This window comes from Duncaniella muricolitica (assembly GCF_910574735.1).
GTDB lineage: Bacteria > Bacteroidota > Bacteroidia > Bacteroidales > Muribaculaceae > Duncaniella > Duncaniella muricolitica.
On the sequence record NZ_CAJTCF010000061.1, the window covers coordinates 1 to 26081 of the forward strand.

The following is a 26081-nucleotide window of genomic DNA, read 5'->3' on the forward strand; positions in this document are numbered from 1 at the left end:
TACTCAACCGCTTCGATACCACCGTCTCCAGTTGGAAAGGTTGGAATTTCCTCGCTTTTATCGTTATTTTCCTTAAAAAATTTCACAAATCAAATTAGTTTAAACAACTTCTATTACTGTCCGCTAAACTTTTTTTGAGCGATTGAAAAAATTAGGGCTGATTCTTGCTAAGGCAAGCGACAAAAGTCGATTACCATTTGCAGGAGTCAGCCCTAATTAGTTATTTTTGGTGTCGCCAAACAAACCATGAATAACCATGAGCAAAAGTAGTAATTTCTTCGGACAGCCGATATATGGACAGTTGATAAAATCGCTCAACCGCGAAAAAATTGTTGAAATCAGCCGAAAACACGGCGGAGAGAAGTATATAAAGAGTTTTGACGGCTTCACTCACCTGTTGACGATGCTCTATGCCGTGATACAACGGTTCGACTCATTGCGTGAGATAGAGACCGCTATGACGGCGGAGGTGCGTAAACTGCATCATGTCGGAATTAAAACCGTTCCCAGGCGCAGCACTCTGTCTGACGCAAATGCCAGACGCCCGGAGAGCTTCTTTGAAGAGGTATACCGCTATCTGTATGATGTCAATAAAGGTATCCTTTCATCGGACAGCCGACGCAATGGCACGGAAGAATGGATAAAACAGCTTCGCATCATTGATTCCACGACCATCACTCTTTTCTCCAATGCCATTTTCAAGGGCGTTGGCCGGCATCCCAAGACAGGAAAGAAGAAAGGTGGCCTGAAGGTGCACTCGGTCATCCATGCCAACGAAGGCGTTCCATGCGATGTCCGGTTTACCTAGGCGGCCACTAACGACTCTTTCATGCTCGCCCCAAGCCATTACAGTCACGACGAGATACTCGCTCTTGACCGTGCATATATCAACTACTCCAAATTCGAGGACCTTACAGACCGTGGCGTCATCTATGTCACAAAAATGAAGAAAAACCTCTGTTATGAGATTCTTGTCGACTGTATGCATCAGAATTCAAATGGTCTGATGGAGTATCGTGAGCAGATTGTAGTGTTCCGTAAAGACGGCATCAACCACATTGCCAGAATAATAACATACGTAGACATCAAGAAAGGCAAAAAGCCAAAACTCATCTCTCTGCTTACCAACGATTTTGACATGCCGTTGGAGACAATTGTGGCGATATACCGCCGTCGGTGGCAGATCGAGTCACTTTTCAAACAGATAAAGCAGAACTTTCCCCTGAGATACTTCTACGGCGAAAGCGCAAATGCCATCAAGATCCAGGTATGGGTCACACTTATAGCCAATCTGCTGCTTTCTGTCCTGCAAAACAAACTGACAAGACGCTGGAGCTTCTCGGGACTGGTGACAATGGTACGAATCGTGCTGATGTATTACCTAAATCTCGAAAAGTTCCTCAATCAACCCGACGCAGACCTGAAAATAATGCTCGCCGATGCATCTGAATCGCCGCCGAAAGAAACTGAAAACTGATAAGGGGGCTTGTCCTATACAAAAAGTAAGCCCAACTTCTACATTTCAAGAAGTTGGACTCGACTTTTTATGGTTTAGCGGACAGTAATAAAATAAAATTTTATTCTGCAAAAAATACTCTGCACATGGGGCTGGGGAAAGATAAAAAAAGAAGATACTAAAATAGATGGCCGACCCCTCTACAGGCCGACCATCCATGCGGTTTTACCCAATTATACAATCTATTACCTTAAAAATTTTATTTATAAAAGTTTTCGCTTAAAACGCCTGTCAGAATGAGGGGTAGCCGGGATTTTGGACATAGATACCACCTGAGAAGTTGTACTGGGCCACCGGCACGGGGAAGTATTCGTAGCCGGTCTCAAAGCTGGCATTCTGATAGTAGATGCGGTTGTCCTTCTCGGCGTGGAAATAATTATTCATCACTTCCTTGGCAATTCCCCAGCGCACGAGATCATAGAAGCGTTCGCCTTCCATTGCCTTCTCAAGACGCATCTCTGTACGGAGTGCCTGACGCGCATAGTCCTGTGTCCAGCCACCCTCGGGATAAAGGGCTATCTTATAGTTGGCGGCATATCTGGAAGGATCGTTGAAATCCTTCACATAAGCACTCTTGGCGGCACGGTCGCGCACACGGTTGATGAGGCGGCGCGCTTCGTCGAGATTATCGGCCCCTCCGATCTCTATCAGGGCCTCAGCCTTGTAGAGCAAAAGGTCGGCATAGCGTATTATCTGCCAGTTGAGAGCCGATGCGCCCCAAGGCCAACCATGGTTGGCGTCGGCCGACTCGGGCGATAGCCAGAATCGCTTGGTGTTGTTATAGCCATATGCATCGCGGTTACGCACCCAGAGTCCGCAAGGTGACACCCCATAGGTTTTATAACGGATGGTCGGACGGCCTGTCACAAAGTCGAGACGGGGGTCGACGTTGCCGTCAACATTGTCAAGTCTATATATATTGTTGTCGTTCTCGTCAAACTTCACCACTCCATAGTCCGGACGTGACTGGTAGTCAAAGAGGGGCAGACCGTCGGCATCTGTCTGATAAGCATTGATAAGGTCCTGCGAGGGGAGGAAAAATCCGTCACCCTGCCAGGGACAACCGGGACCGGTCATAGAATTAAGCAGCATGCTCCAGTTGACACGTCCGCCGTCATTAGTACCGTCATTCTTGGAAAACTGCACGGCAAGCACTGATTCGGGACCATTTTCATACTCAAGCAGGTCAAGATACTGAAAGTCGGGAAGAAGCTCATAGCCATGTATGCCGTCGATAATCTCAACGACTTCGCGCAAAATGGATTTATCAATATTAACCACCGCGTTGGTCGTGGCATCCTGTTCGTAGGCACGATAGAGTTTTACCTTTGCAGCATATGCCAGGGCGGCGCGCTTGTTGATGCGGCCTATCTGTGTCTGGGTCTCGGGCAGATCGGCAGCCGCTTCAAGAAGGTCGTCAGCTATGCGGTCGAGATGCTCTTCGCGGGTAAACTCGTCGTTGCGCACAAATGGATATTCATTTTCAGGCAGATCTATATCCATATAGGGGATTCGGTTGAAGAGGCGCACCAGTTCAAAATACCAGTGGTCGCGTATCACCCGCATCTCGGCTATGCGCGATTTTTTGGCCGGTACGGCCGACTCGTCGGCCTTGCGGATGGCACGGATAGCGGTGTTGCATCGCGAGATGCCGCAATATACGTTAAACCATTTGCCGTCGAGAAATCCATTGTTGGGCTGTATCTTGGCGGTCTCCATATCGTGAACTTCCCAAAGGTCAGTCTCACCGCCTCCTCCCTTGTAGGCATTGTCAGCACGCACTTCGCCATAGCTCCAGTTGGTCAGCGGATAGAGATGCGGATCGTTGGAATCGGCGTAGCGGCAGCCAAAGGTCGCATATGCACTGTTGACAAGTATGTCTACCGCCTTGGGATCATTGATGTTACCTTCAGAGAGAGGCCCCTGCGGTTTGTTTTCGAGAAATTCATCGCTGCACGAAACGAGTGCGACCGAGGCAGCGAGGAGAGTGAATATATTTTTGAGTTTCATGTAATTCTTGATTTAAAGATGAGTGTGTTAGAAACCAAACTGCAGACCGAAGGTGTACTGTCGGGGCATTGCATAGGGATAACCGAGACCCTCAGGGTCAGCTCCACTATACTTGGTGATGGTAAAGAGATTCTGAGCCTGGAAATATATACGCGCACCCTTGAGCGATAGCTTGCTCTGAATGTGCTTGGGCAGCGAGTATCCGAGTGAAAGCGATTTGAGACGCACAAACGATCCGTCCTCAATGTAATAGTCCGAGCCGTCACCCTCACTGTTGGAGTTATCTATGGTCGGGGCAGGGACATCGCTGTCATAGTAACCTGTAGCCAGATAGCGGTCATAGGCCATGGAGGCATCGAGAAGCTGAGTGCCGTGATTGCCGGTCCAGAGGGGGAAGAAGTCGGTGTAATACTTCGAATTGTTCCAGGCATCGCGAATGATGCTGTTGAAGAAGAGGCTAAGATCAAAGTCCTTGTAGTTGGCCGCGAAGTTGAGACCAAACTGAGCTTTGGGCAGGTCGGTTCCAAGCCATATGCGGTCACGATCATTGATTTCGCCGTCACCGTTTGTGTCGACATAGCGCACACGACCCACTCCGGGATTGCCGAAGTTGACCTTATACTGAGCTTTGTAGGCATCAACCTCCTCCTGTGTACGGAACACGCCGTCAGTCTTATAGCCCATCCATGAGCCGAGAGCCTGGCCCACAATGCTCTTGTCACGGCCATTGCCGCCACCCCAGGTGTAATAGATGTCATCCATAAGATTGGTAACCTTGTTGTTCATTGCAGTGACATTAAGTCCTACCTCATAGCTGAAATCCTTGTTGACGGCCTGACGCCAGTTAAGCACGATTTCGACACCTTTGTTGACCATCTCACCGCCGTTATACCAGCAGTAGCCGCCCTCGCCGATTGTGGCGATATAGGGTTTCTCGACAAGCATATCCTTGGTCCTCTTATGAAAGTAATCGGCCGAGACATTCAGACGTCCACCGAGCAGCGAGGCGTCAAAGCCGACATTGGTCTGATAAGTCTTTTCCCATGTAAGGTCGGGATTGGTGCTGCGCGAGCGATATGCTCCGGGAGCAAGAGTGTTACCTCCGTCAATGGCATAACCGGCCTTGTTCATATCCATCTCATACTTGGCATAGAAAGCGTCGTTGGCTATGATGTCGTTGCCGTTCACGCCATAGGCTCCGCGTATCTTGAGATCGGTGAGCCAGCCGCGTGTGGCCTCCATAAAATGCTCCTGCGAGATGCGCCAGCCGGCCGAGAAAGAGGGAAACCAGTCATAGTTGTTTTGAGTAGAGAGACGTGACGATGCGTCGCGGCGCAGTGTCACCGATGCGAGATATTTGTTGTCCCAGGTATAGTTGATCTTTCCGAACACAGAGAACATCGAGTAGTTTGACGCACTCGAACCTACTTCCTGAGCCGAAGTGACATTGCCAAGATACCAATAGTTCTCATCCTCGATTTCAAGCCCCTTCCCTTTGCCATACATGCTCTCGAAATGATTGCGCTTGGCCTCGATGCCCACAAGGGCCATGAGAGAACTCTTGCCGAAGTCGGCATTATACTGTGCGGTATTGGTCCACACCCAGTCGACGGTCTTGCTCGAATACTGATAAAGCGTATTGGTGTTGTCACGTAGATTGGCGGGGGTAAACTCCTTGTCGGCCCCGTTGTGATAGTTGATACCGAAATTGGTTTTTACTATAAGATTTTTTACAGGCTCGATGGAGAGATAGGCGTTGCCGAACACTCGCCAGTATTCATGCTTGTTGGCACTCTGTTCCTCAATCTGACGCACGAGGTTGGGCGTGTCGTTGAGTCCGAAAGCCACCTGGTCGTTATAGTTGCCCTCCGAGTCATAGACGGTGCGGGCGGGATGCATCTTGATAGCATTCTCCTCCACTCCGCCGGGAGCATTGTGCTGACGCCACCAGTTGAGTGTGACATTGCCACCTGCACGCAGACGATTGTTAAGATATCCGTAGTCAGAGCTGAAACGGGCATTGGCTTTCTGGAAATCTGATCCTTTGATAATACCGTCGTGATCAAGCCAGCTCAGTGACATTGACGAGGCACCGTTCTCCGAACCCTTGGAGAGTCCTACGCTGTAGGTCTGCATGAGGGCTGTGCGGTGTATCTCTTTCTCCCAGTCGGTGTTCTGCGGATTGACGATGACACCGTTAAGGTTGGTGTAAGGTTGGAGTTGAGGAGTAGCACCGTTGCCGTAAAGCTCACTTGATGATGGTGTGGTGCTATAGGTATATTTGTAGGCCGACCAGTACACTTCGCCCCATTGATCGGCATTGAGCATGTCAAGACCGCTGTTATAGGTCTGAAGAGTAAGGGTAGCGTCAAAAGTCACACGACATTCGCCCTGCTTGGCACGCTTGGTTGTGATGATAATCACGCCGTTGGCAGCCTGCGCGCCATAAATGGCAGCCGAGGCGGCATCCTTGAGCACCTGAATGGACTCTACATCATTGCTGTTGAGTATTGTGCCGGGATTCTCGCGTGTCATCACTCCGTCAATCACATAAAGCGGACCGTTGGCATCCCCTCTGAACGAGGAGGCACCGCGTATTGAAGTGCCTGTGCTGAGACCTCCGGGGGTGCCGTCGGTGGTGATGTTCATACCGGCCACACGACCCTGCAACGCCTGGATGACATTGCCGGTAGGAGTGTCAGAGACATCCTTCATTTTGACAACCGATACCGAGCCGGTTAGATCGGATTTCTTTTCTGATGAATAACCGACCACTACCACTTCGTCGAGTATCTCGGCATCTTCTTCAAGTATAATCGATAGCTGTGGGGCAGCCTTGACTGTCTGAGATCTGAATCCCACATATGAAACGGTAAGACCGGTGCCTTGGGGAACTGAAAGTGTAAAGTTGCCGTCAATGTCGGTTGCGACGCCGGCTCCGGCATTGCCGTCGGGAACGACGCTTGCCCCGATCAGCGGCTCATCGTCGGTCTTTGAAACAACCGTTCCATGCACCGTGATGTTCTGGGCCTGTGCAGCGATTGCCATTATAAACAATAAAACCGCACTAAGGATTGATTTTTTCATGTTATTAATTTAATTGGTTTGGTTTTCTGACGCAAAGATATGCCAGAAACCGACTATGTGTCTATCATATATGTTGCAAGAAGTATGAATATTAGCCCCTTGCACGTTTTTTCATAGTAAAGGCAACAAATCTCTTACCACCTAATAGCCGAGCCGGGCACGCACGTCGGTAGGAGTCTCGCCATACATCTCACGATAACATTTGGTAAAATAGGCCGGAGCCGTGAAACCTACTTCATAGGCAATCTCACTTATCGACTTTTCGGTTGTGGTCAGGAGTTCGCGAGCTTGTTTCAGACGCAGATTTCGGAGTAGCTCCACAGGCGAGAAATTGGTCAGAGCCTTGATCTTGCGGTAAAGCTGCGAGCGGCCCATACCCATCTCCGACGCAAGCATGTCGACACTCAAGTCAGGGTTACCCATTCCGGCCTTGACATTAGCGAGGAATCGGGCATAAAACTCACTATCAATATCTTTGGCAACGGGAATGCTCTTACCGGCATGCTCCGTATTCTGCGCCGAAGAGGTCTGCGCTACAGAGTTGGCTGTAGCCGAGTATGCCCAGATCTCCTTGATACGCTTGCGGTTGTCAATAAGATTCTTGCACCGCATGCTCAACAGCCGGCTGTTGAACGGCTTGGCCACATAGCCATCGGCACCGCTCTCATAGCTCTGTATGCGCTGCTCGTCCATCGAGCATGCTGTGAGCATAAGCACTGGGATATGAGACGTCGACATCTCCCCTTTTAGCCGCCGACAACACTCCAGTCCGTCCATGACAGGCATCATCATATCACAGATTATAAGGTCGGGAACATATTTCGACGCCATGCGTATGCCGTCTTTACCATTGGAGGCCGTAATGATGCGGTAAGTGTCTTTGAGAAGCTCGCCCACCATATTCAATATATCCTCGTTGTCGTCTATAACAAGCAGCAGCGGACGGTCATCGTCATTGGACAGTAGTTCAGGCTCTATTTCACCCAGCTCGACCTCTACGTCGCTGTCGGATATCACTCTGTGGATTTCATTGGCAACGGGCGTATCGACGTGACGCACAGGCAGAATAACTGTAAAACGACAACCTTTGTCCTCCTCGCTTTCCACTCCGATTGTGCCGCCGTGCAGTTCGATAAAAGCCTTAACCAACGACAATCCTATACCTGACCCGTTGGGATTAACCTTGTCAACCTGATAGAAACGATCGAAGATATTGGCTATATTTTCAGACGAAATGCCATGTCCGCTATTATCGACAGTGATGACAAGAGAGCCGCTCTCCTCACGACATCCGAAGCGTATTCGCCCATTGTCAGGAGTATACTTCACGGCATTGGACATGAGGTTAAACACGACTCGCTCCATTTTCTCCATGTCAACCGCCATCGTGAAGTCTTCGGGCACCGTGATGTCGGAAGCAATCCTGATGCTGCGTTTGCGGGCCACAGCGACAAACGAGCCGACCCAATCAGCCATGAGCGGAGCAGGATGCACCTCGGTAAGATTTACATTTAGCTTGCCGTTCTCATATGTGCGGAAGTCAAGTATTTGATTAATAAGCCGTCGCAGTATCTTCACATTCTTGTTGGCAATCTTCATGAGTGTACGCTGTTGAGGCGTGAGATTGTCAGCCTCGGCCAATTGTTCGACAGGCTCGGCTATAAGCGTGAGCGGAGTGCGCAGATCATGTGACACATTGGTAAAGAATATGAGTTTGGACTGCGTGGCCACGTTAAGCTGCTCGTTAAGAGCTTTTTCAGTATCACGCTGCTGCTCAAGCAGATGGTTCTGCTCCATAAGTTCACGCTGATGTCTCTTATGCAGCCAGAAAGCCCGCAACATCATAAAAATAATGCTGCAAAGCAATACGAGAATGGCTATGACTGCATAAAATAGAGAGGTCTGGGCAGAATGACGGTCCCAATAATCATCCACCTGTGTCTTAAGCAACTTGATTTTGTCAGTTTCCTCCTTGAGCGACTGACTCTGAAGCAGGAGTATGTCGGCATTGCTCTTGTCGACAGCCGACGACAACGGCCAACGGCCGTTACGCTCATAAGGCCGGCCTTCCAGTATGTCCAAAGCCGTACGTATCAATCCGTAGCCTTCAGTGGGATAAAAAAATGTAGCGTCAATCACTCCGTCGGCCACAGCTCTGATTCCAATCTCAGGAGCAGCATCTATGCCTATCACTTTCAAGTCAAGACCATGACGACGGGCCACCTCCGAGGCCGCTATAGCCATTCGGTCGTTGTGGGCATACACCAGATCAATATCTTTATATATATTGAACAGTGAATCAGCCGCAACAGTAGCATCCTCGTAATTCCAGTCGCCATAAGCGGAAGCCACTATTTCGAGTCCGGCACGGGCCGCCTCGGTGACAAAACCCTCGTGACGGCCGGTGGCCGGTGACGAATCATGACGGCCGCGTATCTCTATCACCCTCCCGCCTTTGCCCGTGAGGCTGGCGGCATATTGAGCTGCCGAGCGGCCTATCGCTTCATTGTCGACGCCTATCGATGCCGTGTAATAGTCACCGTTGATGTCGCGGTCAAAGATTATGACCGGCATGCCCGACTCATACACCTCTTTTATTACAGGCGTGATGGCCTCGGCTTCGTTAGGCGCAGCGATTATGATGTCAAAACCGTTGTCCTTGAAATAACGGATGTCGGCAATCTGCTTTTCGTTGCTGTCATCGGCCGAACGTATCTCCACCTCGGCCTCGGGATGAAACATAATTTCACGATATATCTCATCGTTCATCTTATTGCGCCAGTCATCACGGCTGCATTGCGACACTCCTATGCGATAATGCTTCTGCTCACGACAACCACTGAATGTGAGCACAAGCGACAATAACAATACTAAACGTATTACTACCCGTTTCATTTGGCTATCAGTTTTTACTTTGGCTTCACAAAGATAATAATTAATATTATGAATAACAGTGTATTTGATATAAAAAATCGCGCATTGCGACATTTGTCATAGTGTTTGCACCGTTTATTATAGCCACCGCATCATTATATATCGTAGATTTGCAATGTCAAAAAAATTACCGATAATTAATACCATCTGACAATGAAAATATCAATCCCCAAGACAATGGCCACACTGGCACTACCATTGGCTATGAGCGCATCGATAACCGCTGCCGCGACCGACGGAGGTATCAAGGTTGAGCATCTCGGCACCAATAATACACTTGTGAGAGTGGAAGGTGACGGACGCTACCTAATGCTGCCCGTTCAGGAATCCAATGATGATGCCACCATCAACGTTCTCGTTGACGGACGCCTCGACCGTACCATTAACGTACGACTTGCCAAAGCCAAGACCGACTACTCCGTGCCCTTTGACCTCTCGCCCTACAAAGGCCACGACATTGTGCTCAATATCGTCACCTCTCAAAACCGCGCATCGGTGCGCGAGGCCAAGGAGGATGCCTGCTGGAGCAATATCACACTCACCGATACAATTGACACCACAAACCGCGAGAAATACCGGCCTGTCTACCACCACACTCCACTCTACGGATGGATGAACGATCCAAACGGCATGTTTTATAAAGACGGCGAGTGGCACCTCTGCTATCAGTGGAATCCTTATGGCTCCAAATGGCAAAATCTTTCCTGGGGACACTCCGTTAGCCGCGACCTCATCAACTGGGAGCATCGTCCCGACGCCGTACTCGCCCCCGACGGGCTAGGCATGATATTCAGCGGCAGTTCGGCCATTGACACTTCCGGAAGCGCGGGATTCGGCAAAGACGCCGTCATAGCCATGTATACCTCGGCGGCCGCAAGTCAGGTGCAAAGTCTGGCCTGGAGCCACGACAACGGCGAGACTTTCACAAAATATCCCGGCAATCCCGTACTCACCCTCGAAAGCGAGGCCCGCGACCCTAACATGTTCTGGGATGCCGAACGAAACATTTGGGTGCTCACACTCGCCCATGCGCTCGACCATGAGATGCTCATCTACACTTCGCCCGACATGAAGGAATGGACCCTACAGAGCCGCTTCGGCCGCGGTCTCGGCGCACAGGACGGTGTGTGGGAATGTCCCGACCTCTTCGAGCTGCCTGTCGACGGCTCAGACCGTAAAAAGTGGGTATTGCTATGTAACATCAATCCCGGCGGTCCTTTCGGGGGAAGTGCGACACAATACTTCACAGGTGACTTTGACGGCAAGACATTTACGCCTGACACCGATGCCGAGGGCAATGTGCCCACCAAATGGCTCGACTATGGCAAAGACAACTATGCCACCGTCAGCTTCAGCGACGCCCCTGACTCGCGTCGCACAGTAATCGGCTGGATGAGCAACTGGCAGTATGCGGCCGAAGTGCCAACACGCCAGTTCAGAAGTGCCAACACTCTACCCCGTGAAATAGAACTCTTCACTGCCGATGATGGCCAGGTGTATGCCGCCTCGGTTCCATCACCCGAGACCGAAGCTCTGCGAGGCAAACTTACACAGAATGTCGGCCGAGCCGGAATCGGCAAGAAGCCCCGCTCCTATGCACTCCCATCGGCAAATGACGGCGTGTGTGAGATACTTCTCGACATTGAGGCACCCAAAAGCAAAAACGTGACCATGACTCTTGGCAACAAGGAGGGCGAACACGTCACCCTGACTTATGACGTGGCAGCCAACACCCTGTCATTCGACCGTCGCGAGAGCGGAATCACCGACTTCAGTCAGGATTTCCCGGCCGTGACCACAACCCCTGTATTCGGCCAAAACGGCCATCTGGAACTGCGCCTGTTTATTGACCGTTCAAGCATTGAAGTTTTCGCCAACGGTGGTCGCGGAGTCATGACCAACCTCGTTTTTCCCACTGTCCCCTACTCCACTCTTTCGCTAAAATCAGACGGAGGCAATGCCAAAATCAAAAATTTGAAAATCTATTCAATCGGTATTTAAATTCTGACTAATTCTCAATAATGAGACCTCCGGCTATGGCCCTCTCTCATAATTGTATAAACTCACAACCTTTTAAGCGCAGCTTAACTCTATGGAACAGACATTGACATATGGCCGCAAAGGCCTTGTGATGCAGATTGTCCCCGTGATGCTATGTTTCTTCGCCATGGGATTTGTCGACCTCGTCGGCACCGCATCCAACTACGTACAGAAAGACCTCGGGCTCACCAACTCGCAGGCCAACCTCTTTCCCTCGCTCGTATTCTTCTGGTTTTTGATATTCTCCGTGCCCACCGGCATGCTCATGAACCGCATAGGTCGTAAAAAGACCGTACTTATCAGCCTTGTGGTCACAGCCGTGTCACTCATCATCCCGGTAGCTGGAGACAGCTATCTCACAATGCTCGCCGCATTCTCGCTGCTCGGCATCGGCAACGCCATTATGCAGACGTCGCTCAATCCGCTCGTGACAAATCTTATTAGCGGCGACAAACTCGCCTCGACACTCACCTTCGGACAGTTTGTCAAGGCCATTGCATCGTTTCTCGCCCCGATACTCGCAGCATGGGGTGCCACTACCTATCTCCCGACCTTCGGGCTGGGCTGGCGTGTGCTCTTCGCCATCTATGCTATCATCAGCGTCCTCTCCATCTCACTGCTTGCCGCCACTCCCATCGAGGAGGAGCGTCCCGACAAAGCCTCGGGCGTAGGCCAGTGTTTCCGTCTGCTGGGCCGCCCCTTCATCCTGCTCTGCTTCCTCGGCATCATGTGTCACGTAGGCATCGATGTCGGCACCAACACGACCGCTCCCAAAATCATTATGGAACGCCTCGGCCTCCCCCTTGAGGAAGCCGGCTTCGCCACAAGCATCTACTTCATATTCCGCACCGCCGGATGTTTTCTCGGTGCATTCATCCTCCGCTCCATCTCACCACGCCTTTTCTTCGGCCTTAGCGTATTGATGATGCTCGTGGCCATGGGCATGCTCTTTGTATGCCACTCACTTACTGCTCTTTACATCGGCATCGGACTGATCGGCTTCGGCAACTCCAACGTGTTCTCGGTGATATTCTCCCAGGCACTCATGTCATCACCGTCAGAGAAAAACGAGGTGTCGGGCCTGATGATCATGGGTCTCTTCGGTGGTACGGTCTTCCCCCTCGCAATGGGCTTTGCCGCCGATGCCATCGGCCAGGCCGGTGCCGTGGCCGTGATGACCGTCGGAGTCATATATCTCATGTACTATACAATGAAAATCAAAACCATAAAATAATCCTTAAAATATCATGAATGATATCGTTATCGGCATGGGCGAAGCCCTGTGGGATGTACTTCCTGAAGGTAAAAAAATAGGTGGCGCACCAGCCAACTTCGCCTATCATGTGTCACAGTTTGGCCTCGATAGCTGCGCCATCAGTGCTATCGGTGACGACCCACTCGGAGCTGAACTGCTTGAAAACTTCAACAGCAAGGGTGTAAAACACAGCATTGAGACTGTGCCCTATCCCACCGGTACCGTACAGGTCGAAATCGACCAGGCAGGTATCCCTCAGTATGACATCAAGGAAAACGTGGCCTGGGACAATATCCCCTATACCACCAAAATCGAATCGTTTGCCGAACGCACCAAGGCTGTATGCTTCGGATCACTTGCACAGCGTAATGTAGTGTCACGCAACACCATCAACCGCTTTCTCGACGCCATCCCCGAGCAAAACAATCCTCTAATAGTCTTTGACGTGAATCTGCGTCAGGGTTTCTACAACAAGGATATTCTATGCAATTCCATGTCGCGCTGCAATATCCTTAAAATCAATGACGAGGAACTTGTGACAGTAAGCCGCATGTTTGGCTATCCAGGCATCGACCTTCAGGACAAGTGCTGGATACTCCTTGGCAAATACAACCTCAAGATGCTTATACTGACCTGTGGTATCAACGGAAGCTATGTATTCACTCCCGGCAACGTATCATTCCAACCTACTCCAAAGGTAGAGGTAGCCGACACTGTAGGAGCCGGTGATTCGTTCACCGCAGCATTCATCGCCAGCATACTCAAGGGTAAATCCGTAAGCGAGGCCCATCAGAAAGCAGTCGAGACCTCGGCCTTCGTATGCACTCAACAGGGTGCCATGCCCACACTGCCCACCTCACTGACAGAATCATAATCCAAACACACTACATAAAAGCGGAGGATACAAACACAAGTCTGGTTTGTATCCTCCGCTTTTATGAAATACATCTCACAAGCAGGCTCGTTTTATATTAACCTTTATTAACTTTTAGCTTTATTAACCTTTAGTTTTTATACCTTACCTTTGCGACATCAATATTACCTTCAATCATAACCAATCACATCTACAATGTTAAGTCATTCGGAAAGAGAAACTATTTCACAGCTCATCAAGCGTGAGGTGGTGCCGGCTATGGGTTGTACCGAACCTGTAGCCGTGTCGCTGGCTGTTGCCAAAGCCACAGAACTCCTTGGACGCAGGCCTTCGCACATCGAAGCCTGTCTGAGCGGCAATATCATCAAAAACGCAATGGGAGTCGGCATACCCGGCACCGGAATGATAGGTCTGCCAATAGCCATAGCCCTCGGCGCGCTAATCGGCAAGTCAGCTTACGGGCTGGAGGTAATGAAGGATGTATGTCCCGAAGCCGTGGAGAGCGGCCGCCAATATATCAACGAGGGACGCATAAACATCAGCCATATGCCTGATGCCCCCTCCATACTCCACATTGACATAACCGTCTCAGACGGCGACGACTCGGCACGTGCAGTAATTTCGTGCGAACATACCCGATTCATACGCCTCGAACGCAACGGTGAAATCATGCTTGACGAGCAGGTGTCGGGTGGAAACGATTCGAGCCATGATGATAAGGAGCTTAACCTCGCAACCGTATATGAATACGCCATCGAGTCACCTATAGAAGAACTCGAATTCATACTCGAGGCACGTCGCCTCAATATGCATGCCGCGCAGACAGCTCTTGCGGGTGAGTATGGCCACTCACTCGGAGCGACGATACGCAAATATGGTCTGAAATATTATGGCGATACTCCCGTGGAACATATGATTTCCTACACCTCAGCCGCATGCGACGCCCGTATGGGAGGTGCGCCTATCGCCGTGATGTCCAACTCGGGCAGTGGCAATCAGGGTATTACAGCGACCATGCCGGTGGTAAGTTTTGCCCAGGATACAGGAGCTACCGAAGAGCAGACCATCCGAGCCCTTGTGCTTAGCCATCTCACGAGCATATACATCAAGCAGAGTCTCGGCCGCCTCTCCGCACTTTGCGGATGTGTGGTAGCATCGACCGGCGCGTCATCGGCACTCGTATATCTCATGGGAGGAGGATTCAACGAGATATGCGCAGCCGTCAAAAACATGGTGGCCAACCTCACCGGCATGCTTTGCGACGGAGCCAAACCTTCGTGCACCATGAAAATTTCGTCAGGCGTTTCGACAGCCATGATGTCTGCCATGCTCGCCATGAACGGCAAGTGTGTCACCGCATCCGAAGGCATCGTCAGCGATGATGTCGACGCCACAATCCACAATCTCACAAAGATCGGTCGCGAGGCCATGAACGAGACCGACCGTCTTGTGCTCCAGATTATGACAAGCAAGTAAATTGTAAATTAAGAATTTAAAATTCAATTAAGCCCCCGCATTGTAAAGTGTGCCGGGGCTTAATTCTTCAAGACCAACTGACCGCCGTCTATTTTTTAACAGTATTTAACAATTCCAAATGCAAGATTTGGGCTTATTCTGGATTTAAGGGATAAAACGACTATTTATTTAAGCTAAAAATAATCTGAAATGAGAAAGACATTCATCCCTGCCACTATCGGCCTTTGCCTTGCCTCGATGGCATTCACATCATGTGACAACGATGACAATGACGCCGACTGGAGCACAGTTTATCCCAACGCACTCGTGACAGTCAAGACAAGTCCTGACAAAACACCCTATCTGCAGCTTGACGAAAAGACTACCCTGCTCCCGACCAATCTCAAGACAGGACTGTTTGACGGCAAGCAGGTGAGAGCCCTGGCCAATATCAGCATCACCGACCAGCCCGCCGGCGACTACTCCAAGGCCGCGTATGTCAACTGGATTGACAGCATCCGCACAAAGGCCACGATACCCTCTCTGCCCGACGGCAACAACACCACCTATGGCAACGACCCGGTCGATATCGTGAGAGACTGGGTGACCATCGTCGAAGACGGATATATCACTCTCCGCTTCCGCACCATCTGGGGCAACGCCGCAATCCCCCATCACGTCAATCTTCTCACCGGCACCAACCCCGACAATCCCTATGAGGTAGAACTGCGCCACGATGCCAAGGGCGACCTGGCCGGCGTGACAAGAGACGCACTCATAGCATTCTCGCTCGACGCACTCCCCGACACTCAGGGCGAGACGGTGAAGCTCAATCTGAAATGGGCCTCATTTACCGGTCCCAAGTCAGTAGAGTTTGACTATTGCACCGACAAATCTTCGGGCAAAATCTCACTCCCGACCGAGAGAATAGTCACATCGGTGGAATAAAGCAGTCATACAACCCGTCATCCCAATTAATGGCACATAACGGAGAATACAGCGAGCAGCAACTCGTCAGACTCGTAGGCCGGAAAGATATGCATGCCATGCGTGAGCTATATAATCGCCACGCAAGCTATCTGACAGCCGTATGCTCGCGTTATGTGCCTGACTCTTGTCTCAGGGATGTACTGCACGACAGCTTCATCAAGATATTCTCCTCCATCACGAGTTTTGATTACAGGGGTGACGGCTCTCTGCGCAGATGGATGACGCGAATCTCAGTCAATGAGTCTCTGCGCTATCTGCAAAAGAGCCGTGACCTCAATTTCATCCAATATGCCGACGAGCTTCCTGACATAGCCGACGATAATGAGGTCAACGAAGACATATCACTGCACAACATCCCGACCGATACCATACACCGCATGATACGCGACCTGCCTACGGGCTACCGCACAGTGTTTAGCCTCTATGTCATCGAAAGCCTCGACCACAAAGAGATAGCCGAAACTCTCGGCATAAGTATATCGACATCCGCCTCTCAGTATCACAGGGCAAAAAAGATGCTGGCGCAGATGATCAGTGAATATAACCTCCAAAGCAAATGACTATGAAAGACGACAAATGGACTTCAGAATTGCGCAGACGCATGGCCGACTATGAGACTCCGGCTCCCGAAGGAGTCTGGGACAGCATAGAGTCGACTATGACGGGAGGCGCGGCACATGAACCCGCTCCGCGTCGGCGTTTCATCATGCCGTGGCGTTATGCAACTGCCGCAGCCGCCATGCTCCTTATCGTCTTCGTCTCGGGATGGTTATTGCTGTCAGATTCTACCGACACTACCGACATACCAACACCGGCCTATTCATCATCCTCTTCATCCTATTCCGTACTCCCCTCCCCTGACATATCACACCCGTCCCAGTCTGGTGTATCTGACTCTCGTCCAATGGCCCGAGCCAAGGCTCAGCCGCCACACACCATAGTCTCACAAGAGTCCGTTCGCAATCTTCCTTCACCAGCCATGACATGTGACACCACCGCAGCCACAACACCCGCCGACAACAATCCGCAGCAACAATCCGCTCCGGCCACTCCTCCTCATCGGCCCAATCAGCGACACACATCCTCCAGCCACACGCTTCTCGCCGTCACCACATCCACCAAACGGGCGGGACGTCTCACTGCTTCTGCCGGCATATCCAACCGTCCCGGGGCCTCATCGTCAAGACACGGCTATAGCGGACTTATAGCCGGATACTCGGCAGTAGAGACTGCCCCTGACAAACTTCCTCAGGCCGATAATCCTCTATGCGAACTAATGCGCAATAATATGGGGAAAGAGATTCATACTGAAACCCGACATCACCAACCCGTCAAAGCCGGAGTCTCGATATGCTACAGCCTCACCGAACGACTTTCCCTGAAAAGCGGTGTGACATATGCCTATCTCACCTCCTCGACCTCTTCGGGCAGCGACAGTTACCGCTTCGAGACCGATCAGCGGCTTCATTACATCGGCATACCGATCGGACTTAATTACACCCTGCTACAGAACCACAGGCTTTCACTCTATCTTTCGGCCGGAGCGAGCGTGGAGAAATGTGTGTCAGGACGTCTCGACACCGACTATATCAACAACGGTATTGTGACACAAAGCGACAGTGAACGCTTTCGTCCGCGCGAGCTGCAATGGTCAGCAACCGTCGGCGCAGGAGTCCAATATGCCATAACCCGCTCCATCGGCATTTATGCCGAACCCGGCATCAGCTATTATTTCGACAACGGCTCCCGCCATGAAACATTCTACACAGCCCGCCCTCTCAACTTCAATATCGAGGCCGGCATAAGACTTAATATAAAGTAAAAACCGACCTAAATTTTTAATTTTCCTTCTGCCACTATGTCTTCACCCTTTTGATAATCATAAAGAGTGAGCGATCTGAGCTGATAGTAATAATACCAGTACTCAAACAGCCGTTCGATATATTCACGGCGGGCCTCATCTTTTTTCACCTGCGAGTCATTTAGATCAAGTACAGAGATTTTACCTATCATAAACGTCTTGACATTTGTGTCATAGCGTCTTTGGGCCACCTCATCAGCCTTGGCTGCAATGGCCACCTGGTCGCGCTGGTTGTTAAACCGCTCGACAAGAACAAAAATATCCTGACGGAAATTCATGCTCTCCTGTCTGAGCTGCCCCTCCACAACCTCGCGGTTGCTGCGGGCCACCTGCACCTTGCCGCTACGCTTGCCCCAGTCAAGCAACGGTATTTTAAATCCGATCTCCACCACCTGATTGTCCTTCAGTGGAGCATAGGCACCACGCAGCACATCCGACGCCCCGGTGAGCCCCACCCGAGCGTAAAGCGCGATTTGGCGGCGGTCACCGCGAGCTTTGGCAACCTCATAGTCGGCCTCAAGCTGACGGCGACGGACATTCTTGGCAAACTGATTATTGGCCAAAGCCTTGTCAAGAGCATCGGCATAAGGTATTGTGACATCCGGCACTTCGGCAGGAAGCATGGGTTCAAGCTCCACATCACCGTCAATATCGAGAAACGAACGCAACTGAAACATCCGGCTCTTCATGTCACTAAGTCGTGAGGTACACGCCGAACGTGCGTCAAGCAGATTGAGCTCGAGTTGCAACAATTCATTCTCACTTATCTGACCCATATCGCGCTTGGCGCGGGCTATCTCGTAGAGCTTTTCAGAATTTTCGAGATTCTGGCGTGCGATATTCACCAGTTCCCTGCCTATAAGCAAATTGAAATAACAGCTTATTGCATTCATGGCCACAGTCTCTGTATCGGAGAGATATCTGGCACGTGCTTCGGCATAACGCACAGGCTCTATGCGACGGTTCCACTTGGTATGGTTGGTGCCGAATATAGGCTGACTCAACGTCAAGGCCACAGGTATCGACATATAGCGTGATGAGCCGGTGCCGGATAGCTGACGCATATAGTCGAGCGACGTATCAAGCGATAGCGTACCACCTGTAGCCCATATGCTCTGAGTCACTGACACCGCTCCATTGAGCTGCATGTAATTATTGCGCACAAAGGTATAGGAGCCATCACTCAGTTGATAGGGTGTATAACTCTTCTGATAAGACGGAAGCGTGGCGTCAAACGTCACCTCAGGGAGAAGATCGGCACGAAATGTACGGTATTCCCAATAGGAAGTACGCAGACGGTTAAGTGCAACCGTGGCATCGACACTATTGCTGCGGGCCCGTGAAATGGCCTCGTCAAGACTGATAGGAAGCACGTTCTGCGATTGTAGCGGGACGAAACCCGCCACAATTACAAAACAAGCCAAAACAATAGTTCTCAATCGTATATGGATTTTAGATATTTTATAAAATGAAGCACACATTATCTACTCATCATGCAAGGCAACTGCCGGAGCAAGCCGCATGGCACGGCATGCTGGAATGGTGATGCCGGCTATGATCATCAGGGCAATCAGAGCATATGACATAAGAGCACACACAAGCAGATTGGCGACATCAAATGTCGGAGCATTGTGCGTAAGACTCTGATTCAGTTCAAAATGAGTCAGCAAAGCATCAATACCTATGGCCGGAATCGTGACTGCGGAAAGTATTATCAGACCCTCGCCTATCATACGACGGAAAATGTCTGACCGGGTAGCTCCATTGACCTTGCGGATGGCAATCTCGCTAACACGTTGCTGAGTACGGAACCAAAATGTGCCAAACAGTCCGAGAAACACATTAACAAGAAGAAAAGCCATACCACACACCATATAGACGACTGTCTGACGGTCAGAGCCTATCATTGACTCTCTGAGACTATCAAATGACTCTACCGAACCGATAAAAAGATTACCGACACGATAGTGACGCGAAGCGTCGTTCATAAGGTTACGTATAAAATCCTTATCCATATTATCACGTACTCGCACACAAAGCTCGTCAAGACGATAGTTGGCACTCTGGTCTGCTAAATCTATATTTAGCAGAATACCTTTGTCCATATCACCTTCCCGATTGTATTCCGATCGGCGCATAGGCTGTGTCACACCGATCACCTGCTCGGCCGACCAATCAGTGCGGATAGAGTCACGCACAATGTCAAAGGGATTGAGTCGGTCGCCAAACATATTGGAGGAGATGAACACTCCCGAGCCATCAAACATCTCAGCCAACTGTTCGGGAGACTCCCCCTTGGCTCCGCGTATCTTGAACACATTGAAAAAGTCGGGTGTGACATTACGCGTATACACAAACGAATTGGGATATATGGTGTCATATCGGAAATCCTGAGATGTATTGCTACTATTATACGGATGTGCCACGTTGCTGTAAGCGGCATACTCAATCTCTGGCCGACGACGCAAGCGATCGATCAGTTCGAGCCGATCCGCAACTCGTTCTTCCCAATCGCGCGGAGTATAATCAGGGCTATCTTTTTCTATCATTCCGACCTTTATCTTATAACAATGCTCTATGTCGAACCCCATAGGGAGATTGTATGTGATATATGTAACGTAGCAGTAGTCGACTGTAAACCATACGACCACACTGACTATCAGAAGCTCGAGTGCGAGCCATACGTTTGAACGCCAGTCATTGAGTGTCTGACTTATAAGTTTTCTATTCATATTTAGTTAAGCTGCGCTTAAAGGTTAGAAAGTTATCAGTTGAGGTTAGCTTTATAATCGTAACCATATTACGTATTATTTACGCAGACCGGCTATGGCTTCGACAATGTTGGCACGCGAAGCTCTCCATGCCGGAATGCCCGTACTTAGAAGATTAAGTATGAAGCAGAAAAGGAGTGCCCACATGAATGTGGACATGTGTATCAGTGAAGTGAAGCTGATTTTTGCCTGAGGTATTTCGACTGCCGCCATGTCGAACAGGAATAGGAAATTCTGCATGAAATATGCAAAGACAACGCTAAGAATCAACCCTATGATGCCGGCAATGACAGTTACGACAAGATTTTCAGCAAGAATCATCATCATGGTCTCATAACGTGTACACCCGAAGGCCCGTCTCACTCCAATCTCCGACATGCGTCCACGTAGTCGGCTCTCAGTCATGCTGCTGAGATTGATGGCCGGAACAAGCAGGAGAATTGCAAATATGACTGCATGCAGGATATATATCGAATCCATGTCAGGCTCCTGTGTGGCAAATAAAGCGTATGCATCCTTTTCCTGATCATAGGGACGTCCAAGAGACAACAATTCATACTTAGTACTTGCTATATTTTTGTTGTAGCGTGCCATTGAAGCATTATACTCATCTCTAATCTTGTCGAAATCATCAGGGGTACGCGCCAGAATAGTGACCGACAAAGCCCCCATGATGTCATTTTGCCATGATGTGTTACACTCGTGGTTAGAGAGAAACGGGATGAAAATATGGGCATATGTATTCTTGGTTGCACGCGAAACATCCTTGACCACACCGCACACACGGTAAGGTACATAATTAAGCAGAACCTCACGTCCAACCACATCGGTAGTGCCAAACAACATGCGTGCAGTATTGGCTGTGATGACTGCAACAGGCATAGCGGCATCAAACTGAGCTTTGTCATAAGGCTTTCCGGCAATGAAATCATAATCAAAAACATGCCAGTAGACATCATCAGTTCCCTTCAACACTACAGGTGTGGCCACACCGCCACGCTCCTGCAATAGCCCGGTTGTGGGCCAACAGTTGTAAGCCGTAATAGCCTCAGGACTTTTCAGCGGACCGAATAGACCTTTAAAAGTCGTGTAACTCATTGTTCCGTTACTAAAATAACGGTCTTCTCCGATAGATTTTATTGATGTCCACCGCTGATGCAACATGCGCGGACGATTACTCTCAGGAGATATAGGAGCAGTGTTAACCTCAGCCATCATCACCACTATCATAATCAGAAAAATCGCAAGCGATGTACCGATTATTGTGACAGTGCTTATGACAGGCTGACGGCGTAGATTAAAAAATACAGATTTAATATCTATGTTCATGTTTTACTTTTACTTTAAGTTGATAAATCATTGCCAATATAAGTATTAAAACACTTGCCTGCCATCAAAAAATCGGACAATCCGATCAGTCTGACAAGCCTGTTCCTCATTATGTGTCACCATGACGATAGTACGCCCTTCGTCCTTATTGAGACTGTGGAGTATTTCCATGACCTCGGCCCCCATCTTTGAGTCGAGGTTACCAGTAGGCTCATCGGCAAGGATAATTTCGGGATTTCCGACTATCGCACGTGCTATGGCCACACGCTGACACTGTCCGCCAGAAAGCTGCGAAGGCATGTGGCGCATGCGGTGACTGAGACCTACGCGGTCAAGCACTTCGCGCACCCTCTTACGCACATCGCCATCTCCCTTGTCAGCACGATAAAGCAGAGGCAACTCCACATTGTCCATGACATTAAGCGAACTGATGAGATGAAAGCTCTGAAACACAAAGCCAAGATTGCGGTTACGAAATGATGATAAAGCCTTGTCACCCATCGAGCCGATGAGTGTGCCGTTTATTTCGATGGTACCTTCGGTCGGACGGTCAAGCAACCCTATGACATTAAGCAGTGTAGACTTACCACAGCCCGACGGGCCCATGATGCTGAGAAATTCGCCCTTTTTGACCGACAGGTTAACATTGTCGAGAGCCACTGTCTCAATTTCGTTTGTGCGATACACCTTAGTTATACCGCTGAGTGTAATAACTGACATAGTTTTTTTATTTTATTTTTAAATTATTCGATTTATATTCCGACATATCTGAGATAACCACCTGCTGGCCAGGACGCAGCCCGTCGGTCACCTCGACATACTCGAAGTTGCAGTCACCAAGCCTGACTGTGTGACGTGACAGCGACTTAGCATCATCTGACATGACAAAGAGTCTATATTCTCCAGGCCCTTTGTAATACGAACCATTGGGTATACGCACAACATCTTCCATAATGTCATGCATTACATATACATCGGCTTTAAGCCCAGAACGCAGACACGACATGGCCGATCGGTCAATGCGAACATCAAAGGCAATCATTCCGTTCTGCGACTGCGGCTCAATGCCCGACACTATACCCTCAATCCTGTTTTTACCGGCTTTGATTACAGCCGTGGCACCCACTCTTATTCGTTCGGCATAAGTGTCGGGAGTCTGGGCTTTGATTTTGAAATGAGAGAGATCGGAGATAATTGCCAGACGTTCTCCCTCTGCCACCTTCTGCCCGATCTGATCATTTATATACGTAATCGTAGCCGTGCGCGGCGCGCGTATGCGGGCATCATCAAGAGTGCGTTGCATTTCGACAAGACTATTGTTGTATATGCTTATCTCCAACTCCTTGACCCGTTTGTCGGCCTGTGAGGTGCGACGCTCACCCTCAAGCTGACGTCGCAACTGTTCAAGAGCCAGACAACCGGTGTTGTATGCCAGTTCCACCTCTCTTACCTTATCGCCGGTGCCCGAGCCGAGACTGTCGAGATAACGCTCGTTTGACAATTCAACTCTCAGACGGTCGACTTCCATGGACTTGACCTTAATCTGCATCTCGATATTGGCAAGCGATGTCGAGCATGTGGCGTCCTGACGGTCAAGTTCCACCTGCTTCATGCGCATCTGGTCGGAGAGTCTGCGCATCTCGGTCTCCGCACTCTGCAGATCGAGTCTCAGAAGCGGAGTGCCGGCCTCGATGCTGTCGCCCACACGGCAATACACCTCGACTATGCGCGATGATATAGGCGAAGTGATAATCTCCTCAAAAGCCGGTACGACCGTACCTGAACTGTTGACTGATGTCTCAATCGTGCCCATAGTGACCTCGCCGATTGTGATGCTGTCGCGTTTCACACCGACTGTCGTCAGCGTGCCCAAAGCAAAAACACCCAAGACCGAAGCAACGCATATGCCCGCTCCGATAAAGATGCGGCGACGGCGCGCCCGACGTATCTCATGTTGTGGTATCTCTCTGTCCATTGGTATTATGTTGTGATGAAAACATTTTTGCAATATGTATAGCATCAACCGTGCCAAACTCACAAACAATTAATATACAATAAATTATCAAAATACTCACCTGTCCGAAAACGGACACTTTTACGAAAACGGACAACCGAAAACGGACACATAAAAATAAAATTACATTTCAGCCGATTTTTGCGTATCTTTGTCACCATGATACTGATTGCTGACGATGACAGGACGGTGTTGATGTCGCTAAGGCTTCTGCTCACGCGCAAAGGATATGAGGTTGTAACAGCCTCGTCGCGAGAGGAAGCAATGGCCATCGTGCGCGACCGCCGACCTCAACTGATACTTATGGATATGAACTACTCGTTGTCGACATCCGGTGACGAGGGTCTCGTATTGCTGAAACAGGTGAAACTGTTTCGGCCCGACACTCCCGTGATACTCATGACAGCTTGGGGCAGCATACCTCTTGCAGTCAAAGGTATACAGGGTGGTGCATTTGACTTCGTGACAAAGCCATGGGACAACGACATGCTATTATCGCGAATATCCACGGCACTCGAGCTAAACTCGTCTCACGACGCTCCGACTGAAACTGACGGAACCTTTGACCGAGGCGGCATAATCGGTTCAAGTCCCGGGCTTGCACGTGTACTCGACACTGTAGGACGCGCGGCTTCGACCGATGCCCCGATATTGATTATGGGCGAGAACGGCACAGGCAAGGAGATGGTAGCCGAAGCCGTTCACCGCAACAGTCGCCGCAAAGACGGGCCGTTTGTCAAGGTCAACCTCGGTGGAGTCCCGGCAAGCCTCTTTGAGAGCGAGATGTTCGGCCACAGAAAAGGAGCGTTCACAGGCGCGACTGCCGACCGTATGGGGCGATTTGAAATGGCCGACACCGGCACCATATTTCTTGACGAGATAGGAGACCTTGACATGTCGTGTCAGGTCAAACTGCTTCGAGTGCTCCAGGAAGGGACATTCGAGCCGCTTGGCGACAGCCGCACGCGTCGTGTGAATGTTCGCGTAGTATGCGCCACCAATGCCGACCTCCCGGCCATGGTAGCCGACGGCCGCTTCAGAGAAGACCTGTATTACCGCATCAATCTCATCACCGTGACGTTACCACCGCTCAGGGAACGACGAGAGGATATACCGGCTCTCGCACGACATTTTGCCGACATAAAATCTCACACTGACGGCAAAGCCGAAATCACGCCCGACGCCATGCGCTATCTTGCCTCACTACCCTATCCCGGCAACATACGCGAGCTGCGCAACTTGGTGGAGCGCACGCTCATCGTCGGCAGCGACGGAGCTTACACGGCCAAACATTTCGCAGCTCAGCATCACACTCCGGCCACACCAACAGCCGAGACCGACAATATCAATGACCGTCTCGCGGGCATGACGCTCGAAGAGGTGGAACGTAAGGCCATTGAGGATGCCTTACGCCGTCATGAAGGCAACCTGTCGAAAGTAGCTCTGTCACTCGGCATCACCAGACAGTCACTCTACAGGCGCATGGAAAAATACGGACTCAACTGACCCCGCCTATGACCATCCATCAGCTCATTCTCGCCATCGGTGCAGCTCTTTTTGCTCTCATCACGATTATTGCAATATGGTATTACCGCAAAATAATCCTGCCAATGCGCGGGATAGCCAACGGTATGGATCTGATACGCGCACAGGATTTCAGCAGCCGACTCACCAAGGTCGGGCAACCCGAGGCCGACAGAATCGTGGACATGTTCAACACCATGATGCACAGGCTGAAAACCGAGCGGTTGCGCATACGCGAGCAAAATCACTTTCTCGACCTGCTCATTTCCGTTTCGCCGATGGGAATAGTGATACTCGAGGGTCAAGCCGAAATGGCGGTGCATATGTTAAATTTGGCAGTTAGAAGTGTTAAATTTTTAGGCGTAGAGTTTGACCAGTCGGAATATGAAGAAGTCTCGGTCCCGAACCCCGCGCATTTGTG

Annotated in this window: 16 protein-coding genes and 3 pseudogenes; 11 read left to right on the forward strand and 8 right to left on the reverse strand. The window is 50.2% G+C overall.

What is annotated here, in order from left to right:
* Nucleotides 1-98 (forward strand): annotated as a pseudogene (locus tag QGT73_RS12670) (IS5/IS1182 family transposase); the annotation flags it as partial.
* A gap of 158 nt (nt 99-256) precedes the next feature.
* Nucleotides 257-1477: pseudogene (locus tag QGT73_RS12675) on the forward strand (IS4 family transposase).
* A gap of 270 nt (nt 1478-1747) precedes the next feature.
* Here the strand turns inward: QGT73_RS12675 and QGT73_RS12680 are convergent.
* From QGT73_RS12680 to QGT73_RS12690, 3 genes are all read right to left on the reverse strand, one after another.
* Nucleotides 1748-3526 carry a RagB/SusD family nutrient uptake outer membrane protein gene (locus QGT73_RS12680; protein ID WP_280122630.1) on the reverse strand — a complete coding sequence of 593 codons (1779 nt, stop codon included), beginning with the start codon at nt 3524-3526 and terminating at the stop codon, nt 1748-1750.
* A 27-nt stretch (nt 3527-3553) separates the two neighbouring features.
* Nucleotides 3554-6613 (reverse strand): SusC/RagA family TonB-linked outer membrane protein, encoded by a 3060-nt coding sequence (locus QGT73_RS12685; protein ID WP_280122631.1) that lies wholly within the window; start codon nt 6611-6613, stop codon nt 3554-3556.
* Nucleotides 6614-6754: 141 nt separating this feature from the next.
* The gene (locus tag QGT73_RS12690; RefSeq protein ID WP_280122632.1) at nt 6755-9508 is read right to left on the reverse strand and encodes a hybrid sensor histidine kinase/response regulator transcription factor; all 2754 of its coding nucleotides are present in this window, start codon (nt 9506-9508) and stop codon (nt 6755-6757) included.
* Nucleotides 9509-9700: 192 nt separating this feature from the next.
* Between QGT73_RS12690 and QGT73_RS12695 the strand changes: the two genes are divergently transcribed.
* The 7 genes from QGT73_RS12695 (at nt 9701) to QGT73_RS12725 (ending at nt 17983) form a co-directional block, all read left to right on the forward strand.
* Entirely contained in the window at nt 9701-11548 is a 1848-nt protein-coding gene (locus tag QGT73_RS12695) for a glycoside hydrolase family 32 protein (protein ID WP_280122633.1), read from the forward strand.
* Between the two features lie 91 nt (nt 11549-11639).
* Entirely contained in the window at nt 11640-12821 is a 1182-nt protein-coding gene (locus tag QGT73_RS12700) for an MFS transporter (RefSeq protein ID WP_280122634.1), read from the forward strand.
* Nucleotides 12822-12834: 13 nt separating this feature from the next.
* Nucleotides 12835-13716: a carbohydrate kinase family protein gene (locus QGT73_RS12705; RefSeq protein WP_123617851.1), complete on the forward strand. Its 882-nt coding sequence runs from the start codon at nt 12835-12837 to the stop codon at nt 13714-13716.
* A gap of 195 nt (nt 13717-13911) precedes the next feature.
* A complete protein-coding gene (locus QGT73_RS12710; RefSeq protein ID WP_280122635.1) occupies nt 13912-15192 on the forward strand; it encodes an L-cysteine desulfidase family protein in 1281 nt (426 codons plus the stop codon).
* Nucleotides 15193-15381: 189 nt separating this feature from the next.
* The gene (locus QGT73_RS12715; protein WP_280122636.1) at nt 15382-16119 is read left to right on the forward strand and encodes a NigD1/NigD2 family lipoprotein; all 738 of its coding nucleotides are present in this window, start codon (nt 15382-15384) and stop codon (nt 16117-16119) included.
* Nucleotides 16120-16148: 29 nt separating this feature from the next.
* Nucleotides 16149-16721: an RNA polymerase sigma factor gene (locus QGT73_RS12720; protein WP_280122637.1), complete on the forward strand. Its 573-nt coding sequence runs from the start codon at nt 16149-16151 to the stop codon at nt 16719-16721.
* Between the two features lie 2 nt (nt 16722-16723).
* Complete coding sequence (locus QGT73_RS12725; protein WP_280122638.1) at nt 16724-17983, forward strand: outer membrane beta-barrel protein; 1260 nt, start codon at nt 16724-16726, stop codon at nt 17981-17983.
* An 8-nt stretch (nt 17984-17991) separates the two neighbouring features.
* On the opposite strand, the gene QGT73_RS12730 is transcribed toward QGT73_RS12725, so the two are convergent.
* From QGT73_RS12730 to QGT73_RS12750, 5 genes are all read right to left on the reverse strand, one after another.
* On the reverse strand, nt 17992-19503 hold the full coding sequence (locus tag QGT73_RS12730; protein WP_280122639.1) for a TolC family protein: 1512 nt from the start codon (nt 19501-19503) through the stop codon (nt 17992-17994).
* A 3-nt stretch (nt 19504-19506) separates the two neighbouring features.
* Nucleotides 19507-20754, reverse strand: a complete 1248-nt coding sequence (locus tag QGT73_RS12735; RefSeq protein ID WP_280122640.1) for an ABC transporter permease — start codon at nt 20752-20754, stop codon at nt 19507-19509.
* Between the two features lie 75 nt (nt 20755-20829).
* On the reverse strand, nt 20830-22122 hold the full coding sequence (locus QGT73_RS12740; protein WP_280122641.1) for an ABC transporter permease: 1293 nt from the start codon (nt 22120-22122) through the stop codon (nt 20830-20832).
* Between the two features lie 45 nt (nt 22123-22167).
* A complete protein-coding gene (locus QGT73_RS12745; RefSeq protein WP_280122642.1) occupies nt 22168-22842 on the reverse strand; it encodes an ABC transporter ATP-binding protein in 675 nt (224 codons plus the stop codon).
* A gap of 7 nt (nt 22843-22849) precedes the next feature.
* Entirely contained in the window at nt 22850-24097 is a 1248-nt protein-coding gene (locus tag QGT73_RS12750; RefSeq protein ID WP_280122643.1) for an efflux RND transporter periplasmic adaptor subunit, read from the reverse strand.
* A gap of 198 nt (nt 24098-24295) precedes the next feature.
* Here QGT73_RS12750 and QGT73_RS12755 point away from each other — a divergent pair, with 198 nt between their 5' ends.
* A complete protein-coding gene (locus QGT73_RS12755; RefSeq protein ID WP_280122644.1) occupies nt 24296-25642 on the forward strand; it encodes a sigma-54-dependent transcriptional regulator in 1347 nt (448 codons plus the stop codon).
* Between the two features lie 8 nt (nt 25643-25650).
* Nucleotides 25651-26081: pseudogene (locus QGT73_RS12760) on the forward strand (sensor histidine kinase); the annotation flags it as partial.

What these genes read in the sequence shown, in the direction of transcription:
- QGT73_RS12745 (WP_280122642.1), bottom strand. Translation starts at nt 22,842, where the DNA reads ATGTCAGTTATTACACTCAGCGGTATAACTAAGGTGTATCGCACAAAC.
- QGT73_RS12740 (WP_280122641.1), bottom strand. Translation starts at nt 22,122, where the DNA reads ATGAACATAGATATTAAATCTGTATTTTTTAATCTACGCCGTCAGCCT.
- QGT73_RS12680 (WP_280122630.1), bottom strand. Translation starts at nt 3,526, where the DNA reads ATGAAACTCAAAAATATATTCACTCTCCTCGCTGCCTCGGTCGCACTC.
- QGT73_RS12725 (WP_280122638.1), top strand. Translation starts at nt 16,724, where the DNA reads ATGAAAGACGACAAATGGACTTCAGAATTGCGCAGACGCATGGCCGAC.
- QGT73_RS12695 (WP_280122633.1), top strand. Translation starts at nt 9,701, where the DNA reads ATGAAAATATCAATCCCCAAGACAATGGCCACACTGGCACTACCATTG.
- QGT73_RS12730 (WP_280122639.1), bottom strand. Translation starts at nt 19,503, where the DNA reads ATGTGTGCTTCATTTTATAAAATATCTAAAATCCATATACGATTGAGA.
- QGT73_RS12705 (WP_123617851.1), top strand. Translation starts at nt 12,835, where the DNA reads ATGAATGATATCGTTATCGGCATGGGCGAAGCCCTGTGGGATGTACTT.
- QGT73_RS12735 (WP_280122640.1), bottom strand. Translation starts at nt 20,754, where the DNA reads ATGAATAGAAAACTTATAAGTCAGACACTCAATGACTGGCGTTCAAAC.
- QGT73_RS12700 (WP_280122634.1), top strand. Translation starts at nt 11,640, where the DNA reads ATGGAACAGACATTGACATATGGCCGCAAAGGCCTTGTGATGCAGATT.
- QGT73_RS12750 (WP_280122643.1), bottom strand. Translation starts at nt 24,097, where the DNA reads ATGGACAGAGAGATACCACAACATGAGATACGTCGGGCGCGCCGTCGC.
- QGT73_RS12715 (WP_280122636.1), top strand. Translation starts at nt 15,382, where the DNA reads ATGAGAAAGACATTCATCCCTGCCACTATCGGCCTTTGCCTTGCCTCG.
- QGT73_RS12755 (WP_280122644.1), top strand. Translation starts at nt 24,296, where the DNA reads ATGATACTGATTGCTGACGATGACAGGACGGTGTTGATGTCGCTAAGG.
- QGT73_RS12690 (WP_280122632.1), bottom strand. Translation starts at nt 9,508, where the DNA reads ATGAAACGGGTAGTAATACGTTTAGTATTGTTATTGTCGCTTGTGCTC.
- QGT73_RS12710 (WP_280122635.1), top strand. Translation starts at nt 13,912, where the DNA reads ATGTTAAGTCATTCGGAAAGAGAAACTATTTCACAGCTCATCAAGCGT.
- QGT73_RS12685 (WP_280122631.1), bottom strand. Translation starts at nt 6,613, where the DNA reads ATGAAAAAATCAATCCTTAGTGCGGTTTTATTGTTTATAATGGCAATC.
- QGT73_RS12720 (WP_280122637.1), top strand. Translation starts at nt 16,149, where the DNA reads ATGGCACATAACGGAGAATACAGCGAGCAGCAACTCGTCAGACTCGTA.